Annotated in this window: 12 protein-coding genes; 1 reads left to right on the top strand and 11 read right to left on the bottom strand. The window is 74.0% G+C overall.

Annotated elements, in window-relative coordinates:
* Window positions 1–211: 211 nt before the first annotated feature.
* Window positions 212–1594 (bottom strand): helix-turn-helix domain-containing protein, encoded by a 1383-nt coding sequence (locus ACGFZA_RS33680; protein ID WP_385279552.1) that lies wholly within the window; start codon window positions 1592–1594, stop codon window positions 212–214.
* A 388-nt stretch (window positions 1595–1982) separates the two neighbouring features.
* Window positions 1983–5135 carry a LuxR C-terminal-related transcriptional regulator gene (locus ACGFZA_RS33675; protein ID WP_393684177.1) on the bottom strand — a complete coding sequence of 1051 codons (3153 nt, stop codon included), beginning with the start codon at window positions 5133–5135 and terminating at the stop codon, window positions 1983–1985.
* Between the two features lie 161 nt (window positions 5136–5296).
* Between ACGFZA_RS33675 and ACGFZA_RS33670 the strand changes: the two genes are divergently transcribed.
* The gene (locus ACGFZA_RS33670) at window positions 5297–6073 is read left to right on the top strand and encodes an alpha/beta fold hydrolase (RefSeq protein ID WP_393684175.1); all 777 of its coding nucleotides are present in this window, start codon (window positions 5297–5299) and stop codon (window positions 6071–6073) included.
* Between the two features lie 79 nt (window positions 6074–6152).
* Here the strand turns inward: ACGFZA_RS33670 and ACGFZA_RS33665 are convergent, their stop codons facing one another.
* From ACGFZA_RS33665 to hisD, 9 genes are all read right to left on the bottom strand, one after another.
* Window positions 6153–7037 (bottom strand): alpha/beta hydrolase family protein, encoded by an 885-nt coding sequence (locus ACGFZA_RS33665; protein ID WP_393684403.1) that lies wholly within the window; start codon window positions 7035–7037, stop codon window positions 6153–6155.
* Between the two features lie 233 nt (window positions 7038–7270).
* Window positions 7271–8026, bottom strand: a complete 756-nt coding sequence (gene hisF / locus ACGFZA_RS33660; RefSeq protein WP_385279544.1) for an imidazole glycerol phosphate synthase subunit HisF — start codon at window positions 8024–8026, stop codon at window positions 7271–7273.
* Window positions 8023–8421: a RidA family protein gene (locus tag ACGFZA_RS33655; protein ID WP_385279541.1), complete on the bottom strand. Its 399-nt coding sequence runs from the start codon at window positions 8419–8421 to the stop codon at window positions 8023–8025. Before ACGFZA_RS33655 ends, hisF begins: the two co-directional genes overlap by 4 nt.
* The gene (priA, locus tag ACGFZA_RS33650) at window positions 8418–9143 is read right to left on the bottom strand and encodes a bifunctional 1-(5-phosphoribosyl)-5-((5-phosphoribosylamino)methylideneamino)imidazole-4-carboxamide isomerase/phosphoribosylanthranilate isomerase PriA (protein WP_326735683.1); all 726 of its coding nucleotides are present in this window, start codon (window positions 9141–9143) and stop codon (window positions 8418–8420) included. The genes ACGFZA_RS33655 and priA overlap by 4 nt, the downstream gene beginning before the upstream one ends.
* Window positions 9143–9784: an imidazole glycerol phosphate synthase subunit HisH gene (hisH, locus tag ACGFZA_RS33645; protein WP_385279538.1), complete on the bottom strand. Its 642-nt coding sequence runs from the start codon at window positions 9782–9784 to the stop codon at window positions 9143–9145. The genes priA and hisH overlap by 1 nt, the downstream gene beginning before the upstream one ends.
* 10 nt (window positions 9785–9794) lie before the next feature.
* Window positions 9795–9962 carry a hypothetical protein gene (locus tag ACGFZA_RS33640; protein ID WP_385279535.1) on the bottom strand — a complete coding sequence of 56 codons (168 nt, stop codon included), beginning with the start codon at window positions 9960–9962 and terminating at the stop codon, window positions 9795–9797.
* The gene (hisB, locus tag ACGFZA_RS33635) at window positions 9959–10561 is read right to left on the bottom strand and encodes an imidazoleglycerol-phosphate dehydratase HisB (RefSeq protein ID WP_327711573.1); all 603 of its coding nucleotides are present in this window, start codon (window positions 10559–10561) and stop codon (window positions 9959–9961) included. Before hisB ends, ACGFZA_RS33640 begins: the two co-directional genes overlap by 4 nt.
* Window positions 10558–11694: a histidinol-phosphate transaminase gene (locus ACGFZA_RS33630; protein ID WP_385279529.1), complete on the bottom strand. Its 1137-nt coding sequence runs from the start codon at window positions 11692–11694 to the stop codon at window positions 10558–10560. The genes hisB and ACGFZA_RS33630 overlap by 4 nt, the downstream gene beginning before the upstream one ends.
* Window positions 11691–13013, bottom strand: coding sequence for a histidinol dehydrogenase (hisD, locus tag ACGFZA_RS33625; RefSeq protein ID WP_385279527.1), 1323 nt, complete (start codon window positions 13011–13013; stop codon window positions 11691–11693). The genes ACGFZA_RS33630 and hisD overlap by 4 nt, the downstream gene beginning before the upstream one ends.
* Between the last annotated feature and the right edge of the window lie 23 nt (window positions 13014–13036).

Here is a 13036-nt window from a genome sequence, read left to right as displayed (position 1 = left end):
CAGGCGGACCTGGGGGACGGCCGCGCCCGCCCGTCCGTCGGTCAGCGGGCGGGCCGCGTCCACACACCCCGGTCGGCCGGGCGACAGACGACCCGAGAACGCAACCCCCCGCAACACCCGCCGGCCGATCGACAGACGGCCCAAGAACGCAGGGCCGGCCGTTCAACGGGCGGCCCGAGGACGCCCGACGACGCAACGCCCCGTCAGCCGGTCAGCCGGTCAGCAGGCGGCGGGCCGCCAGGGCGAGGGAGACCTCGACCGCGTCGGACGGGCGGGTGAGACAGCGGCCGGTCAGCTGCTCGAAGCGGCGGAGCCGGTTCAGGACCGTGTTGCGGTGGCAGTAGAGCCGGGCCCCCGCCCGCTGCGCGGAACCGTCCGAGTCGAGCCACGCCGTGAGCGTCTCGATGATCACGTCGCGGTCGGCCGGGTCCAGCCGGTCCAGTGGCCCCAGCACCCGCGCGGCCAGCGCCGAACCGAGCCCCGGGGACGAGACGACCAGGGCGGCGGGCAGCTGCTCGTCGAGCAGGACCACCCCGCCCCCGGCCGGGCAGGCGCGCAGGGCGGTCTCGGCGAGCCGCCGGGCGTCCCCGACGGCCGCCAGTCCGGCGACGACCGAGCTGATGCCGACCCGGGCGCCGGGCGGGGCACACAACCCGGCTGCGAGCGCGCCGAGTTCAGCGTCTCCGTCGACCTCCCCGGCGGGTGCGTCGGGCGGCCCGTCGCCCCCCTCCCCGGCGGCCGGGCCCGCGGCCTCCTCGGCGAGCGGTGCGACCGGTTGCGCCGCCCCCGCCGACCGGGCCAGCGGCAGGATCGCGAACTCCGTGTCGGGGCCCGGGTGCCAGAGCGCGTCCGTACCGGCGGGCAGCGTCATCGGCGGCTGCGCGGTGCCGTGCGGGGCGCGGCGGGCGGTGGAGACCGCGAGAACCGCGTATCTGCCGTGCTCCGGCAGCCCCAGCATCGCGGCGGCGTCGGGCAGTTCGGCGATCTGCGCGGTGCCGTCCAGCAGCGCCGCGGTCATCAGGCGCTGGCGGTTCTCCCGCCGCCAGGCCAGCCGGCGTTCGGTCTGCCGGTAGGCGTCCGCGACGACACCGCAGTGCTCGTCCACGAAGTTCCAGACGTCCGCCGCGACATGCACCAGCAGCCGGATGTCCTCGGGGTGGCGGCGCGCTGTGTCGTCCACCAGGTCCTGCCAGACCATCGCGCCGCCCATCCGGAAGGCGTGCAGGACCGCGTCGAGCGGCAGGCCCTGTTCGGCCCGGACCTCACCGATCCGGCGCGAGGTGCGGTGGGCCGCGTCCCGGAACTCCCGGGGCTGGATCAGTGATCCGACGTTGTGCCGGAGCGAGTGGTGCACCTCCTGCCAGATCTCCGCCGCGTCGGCCTCGATGGCCGAGCGGTAGGCGGGTTCCTGCTCGCGCAGCGCCTCGACCAGCCGGTCCGTCAGCTCGGGCAGCGCCTCGACCAGCGACCGGGCAGCCCGGTGCAGTACGGCGACGGCCTCGCGATCGGCCAGCGAACGGAAGCGGCGCGGCATCGGCGCGACGGGGGGCGGCCCGTGCAGCGCCCTGACCCGTGAACGTACGACCTGCGGCATGGCGGCCTCCACCGGGATTCGGCCGGCTCCGGAATACGGCCGGCTCCGGTTCACCCAGCCCGGCGTTGGGCATGAGCACACCGAATCATCCTGACGCCCGCAGAATGGCATACCGCCCGGTCGGTACCTAGGGGTCTGCGGCGTTCTTCTCATCACGGTCCTGCAACCTCCCGTCCACCCGGCGCCCCCGGACCGGGTCGCGGGGCCTGCCCGGAGGCCCCGCGACCCCGGAGAGTCCCCCGGCCGAACGGGGCCGGGACCTCCGGGAGTACGCACGGGGCCCGGCAGGCCCGGCATGATCCGGCAGGCCCGGCAGGCCCGGCAGGCCCGGCATGATCCGGCAGGCTCGGCGGGCCCGGCGGGCCCGGCATGATCCGGACGAGAGGCTTCAGCGGTCCAGCAGCCTGGCCAGCTCGGTCCTGGACCGCACACCGAGCGCGGCGAACACATTGCGCAGATGGTGGTCGACGGTCCGTGTGCTCACCGAGAGCCGCAGCGCCACCTCACGGTTGGTGGCTCCCTCGGCGACGCACCGGGCGATGCGCTGCTGCTGCGGAGTCAGCGCGGCCAGCGGATCCCTGCCCCCGGCCGCGGCCGGGCCCTCCACGGCTTCGCCCGCGGCCCGCAGTTCCCCGCTCGCCCGATCGGTCCAGGCCCGCGCACCGCACCGCTCGAAGGCGACCAGGGCGTCCCGCAGCGGGCCCCTTGCCTCCCGGGTACGGCGGCGCCGGCGCAGCCACGCCCCGTACAGCAGCTGGGTACGGGCGCGTTCGAAGTCTCCGCCCGCGCGGTCGTGATGGGCGAGCGCCTCCTCGTAGCGGCCTGCCACGTCGGCGGGCGCCGCCAGCAGGGCGCGGCAGCGGGCCAGCTGGGCGGGCGCCTGGGGGTCGGTGGTGCGCGTGACCCACACGGCGAACTCCGCCACGGCGTCGGCGACCGGGTCCGCTCCCCTGTCCCGGTCCGGCCGCCCGGCGAGGACGGACGCCTCGACGTAGCACGGTACGGCGAGCATCCGGGTGGCGAAGTGCCCGCGCCGGGGTCCGGGCCGCACGAGCGGGTCGAGGCGGGCCGCGGCTGCGCCGGAGCGCCCCGCCGCCAGGTCCGCGCGGGCGAGCGCCCAGGTGGCGAGGGTCGCCGCCTGGGCGAGTCCGTGCGGCCCGGCCCCCGCGAGGGCCGCGTCCGCATGGGTGGCGCAGGACTCCGTGCCGCCCTCCACGGAGGCGGCCAGGGCGAGCACGGCGTGCAGGTGGGAGGCGGTGTTGGGCTGCCCGGTACGCCGTGCGGCGTGCAGGCCCTCCAGCGCGTGCGCACGGGCGGGGGCATGGCGGCCGGCCCGGAGTTCGGCGTACGCCAGGTGTTCCAGGGCCTGCGGCAGCAGGGCCTCGGGGCCCGCCGACCGTACGGCGGCCAGGGCCCGGGTCCCGAACCGGCAGGCGGCGTCGATGTCACCCAGCACCAGGGCCGAGGCCCCTCCCCTCAGCAGCGGAGCGGGGCCGTGCGCGCGGCCGGCCGAGTCGAGGCAGCGGCGCAGCAGTGCCTGCCCTTCGGCGATGCGTCCGCAGAGCACCGCGCTCATGCCGTCGCAGTACTGGGCGAGGGCCGGGTCGGACACGGAGACCGGGATACGGGTCATGGCGTCGAGGTACGCGAGCGCGTCCCCCATCGCCCAGGCGGCCTCGGCGGCACCGAGCCGGGCGTCGAGGGCGCGCCGCGGGTCGTGCGGCGCGAGCAGCGCCTCGGCGGTGAGCAGGGCCTCGTGGGCGTCGGCGGCCGGTCCGTCGCGCAGGGCGAGCAGTCCGCGCACCAGATGTGCTCCCCCGTGCGCGGGGCGCGCGCCGATCCGGGCCAGCAGCGCGCGGGCCCGGCCCGCGTCTCCCGCGAGGCGGGTGTGCTCGGCGGCGGCGGCGAACCGCGCGTCCCGTACCGCCTCGTCGGTGGAGAGCACCGCCGCACGGGCGAGCGCGGCCGCCCGCTCGGCGTACGGCCGGGGTGCCACGGCCGCCGCCTCCAGCGCGTCGGCCAGTCCGTCGTCGGGCCCTCCGGCGGCGCAGGCGCGCTGGACGAGCGCGGGAAGCTCGGACGGCCCGGTGGCCGGGTACCCGGGTCCCGGACGGGGGGCTCCCTGCCGAGGCGGGAGGCCCGGCACGGCACGGGTGGCGCCGTCACGGGCCGGACCGGAGACGGTGCCGGGCGCCGAACCGGTCCCGAACGGTGAACCGGCAGCGGAACCGGAACCGGGTCCGGCCTCGCGGACGTCACCCGCGCGGAATCCGGGAGCGGTTGCCCCGCCATCGGCCGAACGGGGAACGGAAGGCGTCACGTACCGGGCACCCCCGCCACCGGCACCGGTTTCGGCACCGCCACCGGCCCCCGCACCGGCCCAGGAGGAATCCGGGCCTCCATGGACCGTTCCCCCCGTCCGCCCCGCCCCCGCGGCCCGTCGCAGCGGCCGGCGGGCGCGTCCGCGGCCGTCGGCCGGGGCCGTCGTCAGCAAGGTGGCGAGCAGGCCGTGCACCGCGCGGCGGCGCTGCGGGGAAGCGCGGTGCAGGACCGCCCGGCGTACCAGCGAATGACTGAAGTGGACGCGTTCGCCCGCGCGTTGGAGGGCGCCGGCGGTGCCGGCCGGGGTGAGCAGGGCCAGATCGAGCGCCGCCGGGCCGAGGCCGGCCGAGGTCGCCGCGCGGAGCAGAAGGGTCACGTCCGCGCCGGCGCCCTCCGGCTCGTGCTCCTGCGCCGCGGCCGCGAGCAGCAGCAGCATGCGGGTGTCCGGGGGCAGCCCGTCGAGCCGGGCGGCGTGGGCGTCGAGGACGTCCTCGGCGCCGGGCAGCGGATACGGCGGCGGGGTACGGCCGGCGAGCTGGTCGGGCGTGAGCCGGGCGGCGAGTCCGGCGAGCAGCCGGGGGTTACCGGCCGCCTCCCGGAGGAGTTCGGCGCGGACCACCGGGTCGACCTGGTCCGCGGCGTCGGTGATCCGGTCCAGGAGGGCCGCCGCCGCGTCGTCGTCGAGAGGACCGAGCCGGAGCGCGGGCAGCCCCGCGAAGCTCGTCTCGTCCCCGGCGCCGATCACCACCGCGACCCGGCTGCCCGCGCCGAGCCGGCGGGCCGCGAAGGCGAGGGCGGCGCGCGAATCGGGGTCCCAGGCGTGTGCATCGTCCACGCACACCAACAGGGGTTGCTCCGAGCCGAGTTGCCGCAACAGGACGAGCAGCGCCGCAGGGGTGATGCCGTCGCGCAGCACCGCGTCGGGCGGCAGCGGAAGCGGGCCGGATGCGGAGCAGAGCAGGGCGTGCAGCCCGCTGTACGGCAGCTGTTGCTCGGCCGGGGTCGCGGTGGCGGTCAGGACGGGGCCGGTGAGCCGTTCGCGGTGCGCGGCGACGGCTTTGTCCAGGAGGGCCGTGCGGCCGATGCCGGGCAGTGCGGTGAGCACCAGCGCGCCGCCGTCTCCGTTGCGGAGCCGTACCAACAGGGTGTCGAGGATGGCGAGTTCACCGCTGCGGCCGTACAGCCGGAGCGGACTGTGCACGGTCGTCGATGGAGTCACAACCGGCACGTTACTTCCGCGTAAACAGTGTCGGAAGACGTGCGTCCGGCCCCGGTTCCCGCCCGGCCGGTTGCGGGGCGTCCTCCCAAGGTGGGGCGGAGTTGGCTGTGCACACGCACAGCGCGGCCCGGTCTCGCGCGTACCGCCCGTAATGTCGGGCCATGACTGATGAATTCCGTACGGCCGACGGTCTGACCTTGCGGTACTGGTCCTGGTCCCGCGGTCCGCGGGCCGGGCTGCCACCGGTGCTGCTGCTGCACGGTTTCGCCGCCGACGCCCGGCTGAACTGGGAGGGCCCCGGTGTGGTGGAGGCCCTGGTGGCACGGGGTCGCAAGGTCCTCGCGCTCGATGCCCGCGGGCACGGCTCGTCGGACAAGCCGCACGACGACGCCCTGTACGGCGAGTCGGTGATGGCCCGGGACGTGCGGCGGCTGATCGACCGCACCGGTGCCGGGGAAGTGCATCTGGCGGGCTACTCGATGGGGGCGGTCGTGGCGCTGCTCGCGGCCGCCGACGACGAGCGGGTCACCCGGCTGGTGGTCGGCGGTATCGGCGCGGGTGCGGTGGAGGTGGGCGGGCTGGACACCCGGGCCATGCCGCCGGAGCTGGTGGCGGCCGCGCTGACGGCCGAGGACGCGGCGGACGCCCCCGAACGGACCCGGGGTTTCCGGATCCTGGCCGACACCACGGGATCCGACCGGCTGGCCCTGGCCGCGCAGATCCGCTCGGTGCACCGGGGCGCGCTGCCGCTGGACCGGATCCGGATACCCACGCTGGTGCTCGCCGGGGCGGACGACCCTCTGGCGGTGCGGCCCGAGGTGCTGGCCGACGCCCTCACGGGGTCGCGGCTGACGGTGCTGCCCGGGAACCATCTCACCGTCGTCCGCGATCCGGGATTCGCCGCCGCTGTCGCCGGGTTCCTCACCGAGGACGACTGACGCGTCCCGGAGCGGGCCACGACGGCGAAGGGCCGGACCGCTGTGCGCGGTCCGGCCCTCACCCGAGGTGGCCAGCGGCCTACGAGGTGTGGGGGCAGTTGCCCCGCGACTCGGCGATCGTCGTGCTCACGGCCGGCAACGGGCACAGGAACTGCTCATAGCGGGTGTCGTTGTCGATGAAGCGCTTCAGCCACGAAATGCTGTACTTCGCGATCGTGGTGTTGGAGGAGTTCGGGGTGAAGTGCGTGGCCCCGCGCAGCTCCACGTACGCCTTGTCCAGCGTGCTGGGCAGCGACTGGTAGAACGGCTCGGAGTGGGTGGCGACGGGGGCGATCATGTCGCCGTCCGCGCCGAAGATCAGGGTGGGCGTGCGGACCTCGGGCCAGGTGGTGTCGAGGTTCCAGCCGGTCAGGGGGATCGCCGCCTTCAGCGAGGTACGGCTCTTCGCGGCCTCCAGGGTGCCGCCACCGCCCATGGAGTGGCCCATCACGCCGAGCCGGGAGGTGTCGATCCGGGTGCGCACCGAGCTGGTGCCGGTCAGGTAGTCGAGCGCGGCCAGGAGTTGGCGGCCCCGGCTGTCGGGCTGGTCCAGCGTGGTGTTGGTGTCGATCGTGAAGACGACGAAGCCCTGCGAGGCGAGCCGCGGTCCGAGCCAGGCGATGCTGGACTGGTAGGCGGTGTAGCCGGGCGAGATGGCGACCGCGCCGAAGGTGCCGTCCGCCGTGGACGTCGGGTAGTAGATCGTGCCGCCGCCGAAGCCGCTGACGCTCAGCGAGGAGACGCTGGTCTGCGAGACCGCGTAGGAGCCGCGGCTCGCCTCGATACTCGCATTGCTGGGGGCGGGGCCGCGCTCATACGGGTTGTCGGCGGCCTGGGCGCCCGGCATCAGCGCGGTGCACAGGCCCGCGGTGGCGACGGTGGCGGCCATCAGGCCCTGGACGAGGCGGGACCGGCTCTTCGACATCCGGTGGCGCGGGGAGGTGTCGCCGGAGGGGAGGTGCTGCACGAGGGGGGCCTCTCGGTCGTGGCGGGAGCCACGCCGGGCAGGGGCCGTGGGCCCGTCGTCACCGGGGGCCGTCGGGGTGCACCGCGTGGAACCGCCGTTGTTCTCTGGCGGTCGCCACTTTCGCGGTGCACCCCGGTGGCGCACATCGGCAACTTCACCGGTCCTCGCGGCCGGTACTCCCCTGCCGGTCCTCAGCGGACCGGGTGCCCGGCCTCCCGCAGAGCGCCCTTGACCTCGGAGATCCGCAGATCACCGAAGTGGAAGACGGACGCGGCGAGGACCGCGTCGGCTCCAGCGCCGATGGCGGGTGCGAAGTCCGCGAGCCGGCCCGCGCCGCCGGAGGCGATGACGGGAACGGTCACGTGCTTGCGTACGGCCGCGATCATCTCGGTGTCGTAGCCGTCCTTGGTGCCGTCGGCGTCCATCGAGTTGAGCAGGATCTCGCCCGCGCCGAGCTCGGCTGCCCGGTGGGCCCATTCGACGGCGTCGATACCGGTGCCCTTGCGGCCGCCGTGCGTGGTGACCTCGAAGGTTCCGGCGGGGGTGCGCCGGGCGTCCACGGAGAGCACCAGGACCTGACGGCCGAAGCGCTCGGCGATCTCCCGGATCAGCTCCGGCCGGGCGATGGCCGCGGTGTTGACCCCGACCTTGTCGGCGCCGGCCCGCAGCAGCTTGTCGACGTCGTCCGGGGTGCGGACGCCACCGCCGACCGTGAGCGGGATGAAGACCTGCTCGGCGGTGCGGCGCACCACGTCGTAAGTCGTCTCCCGGTCGCCGCTGGAGGCGGTGATGTCCAGAAAGGTCAGCTCGTCGGCGCCCTCGGCGTCGTACAGCTTCGCCATCTCGACGGGGTCACCGGCGTCGCGCAGGTTCTGGAAGTTGACGCCCTTGACGACCCGTCCGTTGTCCACGTCGAGGCAGGGGATGACACGTACGGCGAGGGTCATCGCGCACCCGCCCGGTAGGCCTCGACCTCGACCTCGACGACCAGGCTCGGGTCGACGAGGCCGGACACGATGAGCATGGAGGCCGCGGGCCGCACGTCGTCGAACAGCTCCTTGTGGGCACGGCCGACCTCGTCGGTGTCCCGGGCGTGCGTGACGTACATCCGGGTACGGACGACGTCCTCGCGGCCGAGGCCCAGCTGCTTCAGCGCCTCGAAGGCGACCTGGAAGGAGGCGACGGTCTGCTCGTAGGGGCCGCCCGCGGAGATCGCGCCGCCGACCACCGACGTGCACCCGGCCACCAGCACCAGCCCGTTCGGCAGCTCGACCGCGCGGGAGTAGCCGAACTTCTCCTCCCAGGGGGCGCCGGAGGAGACGCGGCGTACGGAGTCCGTCATACGGAGACCGCCTCCAGCGCCTCTTCGAGGGTGAACGCCTTCGCGTACAGCGCCTTGCCGACGATCGCGCCCTCGACGCCCGCCGGGACGAGCGAGGAGATGGCCCGCAGGTCGTCGAGCGAGGAGACGCCGCCAGAGGCGACGACGGGCTTGTCGGTGGCGGCGCAGACGTTCTTCAGGAGCTCCAGGTTGGGGCCCTGGAGCGTGCCGTCCTTGGCGATGTCGGTGACGACGTAGCGGGCGCAGCCCTCGGAGTCGAGGCGGGCGAGCGTCTCGTAGAGGTCGCCGCCGTCGCGGGTCCAGCCGCGGCCGCGCAGCGTGGTGCCGCGGACGTCGAGGCCGACCGCGATCTGGTCGCCGTGCTCGGCGATGACCTTGGCGACCCACTCGGGGGTCTCCAGGGCGGCGGTGCCGAGGTTGACGCGGCGGCAGCCGGTGGCGAGGGCGGCGGCGAGCGAGGCGTCGTCGCGGATGCCGCCGGACAGCTCGACCTTGATGTCCATGGCGCCGGCCACTTCGGCGATGAGGGCGCGGTTGTCGCCGGTGCCGAAGGCGGCGTCCAGGTCGACGAGGTGCAGCCACTCGGCGCCGGAGCGCTGCCAGGCGAGTGCGGCCTCCAGCGGGGAGCCGTAGGAGGTCTCGGAGCCGGACTCGCCGTGCACCAGGCGGACCGCCTGGCCGTCGCGGACGTCTACGGCGGGGAGCAGTTCAAGCTTCGGCATTACAGCGTCTCGATCCAGTTGGTCAGCAGCTGGGCGCCGGCATCGCCGGACTTCTCGGGGTGGAACTGGGTGGCCCACAGCGCGCCGTTCTCCACGGCCGCCACGAAGCGCTCGCCGTGCGTGGCCCAGGTGACCTTGGGGGCACGGATCTTGGCGTTGGTGACTTCGAGGGACCAGTCGTGCGCCGCGTAGGAGTGCACGAAGTAGTACCGGGCCTCGGCGTCGAGTCCGGCGAACAGCCGGGAGTCCTCGGGGGCTTCGACGGTGTTCCATCCCATGTGCGGGACGACGTCGGCCTTGAGCGGGCCGATGGTGCCGGGCCACTCGTCGAGGCCCTCGGTCTCGACGCCGTGCTCGATGCCGCGCTCGAAGAGGATCTGCATGCCGACGCAGATGCCCATGACGGGGCGCCCGCCGGAGAGCCTGCGTCCGATGATCCATTCGCCGCGGGCCTTCTTCAGGCCCTCCATGCAGGCGGAGAACGCGCCGACGCCGGGCACGAGCAGCCCGTCGGCGTTCATCGCCGTGTCGAAGTCGCGGGTGATCTCGACGTCGGCTCCGACATGGGCGAGCGCGCGCTCGGCGGACCGGACGTTGCCGAAGCCGTAGTCGAAGACGACGACCTTCTTCTTCGTATCCACGTGTGCTCCCTCAGTCCCAGAGGCCCTGGATCCGCATGACGCCCGCTACCAGGCACATCGCGGAGGCGATCCCGAGCAGCACGATGACGCCCTTGGGCATGCCCTGCTTCGAGAAGGAGTAGACCCCGCCGGCCAGGAAGAGGCCGACCAGGATCAGGACGGTGTTGAGGCCGGTCACAGGGCGCCCTTCGTGGAGGGGAGGATACCGGCCGCGCGCGGGTCGTGCTCGCTGGCGTAGCGCAGGGCCCGGGCGAGCGCCTTGAACTGGCACTCCACGATGTGGTGGGCGTTGCGCCCGTACGGGACGTGGACGTGCAGGGCGATCTGCGCCTGGGCGACGAAGGACTCCAGGATGTGCCGGGTCATCGTCGTGTCGTACTCGCCGATCATCGGCGCCATGTTCTCGGGCTCGGTGTGCACCAGGTACGGGCGGCCGGAGAGGTCGACGGTGACCTGGGCGAGCGACTCGTCCAGCGGGACGGTGCAGTTGCCGAAGCGGTAGATGCCGACCTTGTCGCCGAGGGCCTGCTTGAACGCGGCGCCGAGCGCGAGGGCGGTGTCCTCGATGGTGTGGTGCGAGTCGATGTGCAGGTCGCCGTCGGTCTTGACCGTGAGGTCGAACAGTCCGTGGCGGCCGAGCTGGTCGAGCATGTGGTCGTAGAAGCCGACCCCGGTCGCGACATCGACCTTGCCGCTGCCGTCGAGGTTGATCTCGACGACCACGGAGGTTTCCTTGGTGGTCCGCTCCACTCTTCCTACGCGGGCCTCGCGAGTCATGCGTCGTGCTCCTTCTTCAGTTCGCGTACCGCATCGAGGAACGCGTCGTTCTCTGCCGGGGTCCCTGCGGAGACCCGCAGCCATCCCGGTACGCCGTTGTCCCGGACCAGGACGCCCCGGTCGAGGATGTGCTGCCAGGCGGTGCGGCTGTCGGCGAAGCGGCCGAACTGGACGAAGTTGGCGTCCGAGTCGGTGACGTCGAAGCCGAGTGCGCGCAGCTCGGTGACGATCCGGTCGCGCTCGTCCTTGAGCTGCGCGACGTACCCGAGGAGCGTATCGGTGTGCTCCAGGGCGGCGAGCGCGGTGGCCTGGGTGACGGAGGACAGGTGGTACGGCAGCCGTACCAGCTGGACGGCGTCGACGACGGCCGGGTCCGCGGCGAGGTAGCCGAGCCGCAGTCCCGCGGCGCCGAACGCCTTGGACATGGTGCGGGAGAGCACCAGGTGCGGCCGCCCCTCGATCAGCGGGAGCAGCGAGGGGTGGTGGCTGAACTCGCCGTACGCCTCGTCGACGACGACCATCGACGGCTTGGCCGCCTGCGCGGCGTCGTACAGCGCGAGGACGCTCTCGGCGTCGACGGCGGTGCCGGTGGGGTTGTTGGGGGAGGTGATGAAGACGACGTCGGGGCGCTCCCGCGCGATGACCGCGCGGGCGGCGTCGACGTCGATGGTGAAGTCCTCGTTGCGCGGTCCGGAGATCCAGCCGGTGCCGGTGCCGCGGGCGATGAGGGCGTGCATGGAGTACGAGGGCTCGAAGCCGATCGCGGTGCGTCCGGGTCCGCCGAAGGTCTGCAGCAGCTGCTGGAGCACCTCGTTGGAACCGTTGGCCGCCCACACGTGGGCGGCGGTGACCTCGTGTCCGGCGGTACGGGTGAGGTAGCGGGCGAGCTCGGTGCGGAGCTCGACGGCGTCCCGGTCGGGGTAGCGGTTGAGGTCGCGGGCGGCCTCGCGGACCCGTTCGGCGATCCGGTCGACGAGGGCGTCGGGGAGCGGGTACGGGTTCTCGTTGGTGTTCAGCCGGACGGGTACGTCGAGCTGGGGGGCGCCGTACGGGGACTGGCCGCGCAGTTCGTCGCGGATGGGCAGGGCGTCCCAGGGGTTGGCCGTGGGAGCGCCGGCGTTGCTCTTCGTCACTGCTGCGGAACCTTCCACCCGAACCTGGCCTTGAGCGCGGCGCCGTGGGCGGGGAGGTCCTCCGCCTCGGCGAGGGTCACCACGTGGTGGGTGACTTCGGCGAGCGCGTCGCGCGTGTAGTCGACGATGTGGATACCGCGCAGGAACGACTGCACGGACAGGCCCGAGGAGTGGCAGGCGCAGCCGCCGGTGGGCAGGACGTGGTTGGAACCGGCGCAGTAGTCGCCGAGCGAGACCGGCGACCAGGGCCCGACGAAGATCGCGCCGGCGTTGCGGACGCGGGCGGCGACGGCCGCCGCGTCGGCGGTCTGGATCTCCAGGTGCTCGGCGGCGTACGCGTCGACGACCTTGAGGCCGTCCTCCAGGTCGTTGACCAGGACGATCGCGGACTGGCGGCCGGCCAGCGCGGGCTCGATCCGGTCGGTGACGTGCTTGGTGGCCGCGACCTGCGGCTTCAGCTCGGCCTCGGTGGCGGCGGCGAGCTCCTCGGAGTCGGTGACCAGGACCGCGGCGGCCATCGGGTCGTGCTCGGCCTGGCTGATCAGGTCGGCGGCGACGTGCACCGGGTCGGCGGTGGCGTCGGCGAGGATCGCGATCTCGGTGGGGCCGGCCTCGGCGTCGATGCCGATGCGGCCCTTGAGGAGGCGCTTGGCGGCGGCGACGTAGATGTTGCCGGGGCCGGTGACGAGGTTCACGGGCAGGCAGTCCTCGGTGCCGTACGCGAACATCGCGACGGCCTGGGAACCCCCGGCGGCGTACACCTCGTCCACGCCGAGGAGCGCGCAGGCGGCGAGGATCGTGGGGTGCGGCAGTCCGCCGAACTCCTTCTGCGGCGGGGACGCGACGGCGATGCCCTCGACGCCCGCCTCCTGGGCCGGGACCACGTTCATCACGACGGAGGACGGGTAGACCGAGCGGCCGCCCGGCACGTACAGCCCGACCCGCTCGACCGGCACCCACTTCTCGGTGACGGTGCCGCCCGGGACGACCTGGGTGGTGTGCGTGGTGCGGCGCTGCTCGCGGTGGACCAGGCGGGCGCGGCGGATCGACTCCTCCAGCGCCGCGCGGACGGCGGGGTCGAGCGTCTCCAGCGCGCCGGCGATCGCGTCGGCCGGGACGCGGATCGAGCCGAGCCGCACCCCGTCGAGTTTCTCCCCCCAGTCGATCACTGCCGCCGAGCCACGATGGCGTACGTCCTCGCAGATGGGCCGCACCGTCTCCAGGGCGGCTTCCACGTCGAACTCGGCACGGGGCAGCAGGTCGCGCAGGTCGCCGCCCTCGGGGAGGGCATTGCCGCGCAGATCGATTCGAGAGATCACACCGCAATTCTCTCAGACCGCCC

This window comes from Streptomyces sp. NPDC048211 (genome assembly GCF_043202315.1).
GTDB lineage: Bacteria > Actinomycetota > Actinomycetes > Streptomycetales > Streptomycetaceae > Streptomyces.
Note: the sequence above shows the minus strand (reverse complement) of the source record. Positions and strands in the feature narration are given on the sequence as shown.

Excerpts from the sequence above, each read along its gene's own strand:
- ACGFZA_RS33665 (WP_393684403.1), bottom strand. The coding sequence starts at position 7,037 with ATGTCGAAGAGCCGGTCCCGCCTCGTCCAGGGCCTGATGGCCGCCACC.
- ACGFZA_RS33655 (WP_385279541.1), bottom strand. The coding sequence starts at position 8,421 with ATGACGGACTCCGTACGCCGCGTCTCCTCCGGCGCCCCCTGGGAGGAG.
- ACGFZA_RS33680 (WP_385279552.1), bottom strand. The coding sequence starts at position 1,594 with ATGCCGCAGGTCGTACGTTCACGGGTCAGGGCGCTGCACGGGCCGCCC.
- ACGFZA_RS33670 (WP_393684175.1), top strand. The coding sequence starts at position 5,297 with ATGACTGATGAATTCCGTACGGCCGACGGTCTGACCTTGCGGTACTGG.
- hisF (WP_385279544.1), bottom strand. The coding sequence starts at position 8,026 with ATGACCCTCGCCGTACGTGTCATCCCCTGCCTCGACGTGGACAACGGA.
- hisB (WP_327711573.1), bottom strand. The coding sequence starts at position 10,561 with ATGACTCGCGAGGCCCGCGTAGGAAGAGTGGAGCGGACCACCAAGGAA.
- priA (WP_326735683.1), bottom strand. The coding sequence starts at position 9,143 with ATGCCGAAGCTTGAACTGCTCCCCGCCGTAGACGTCCGCGACGGCCAG.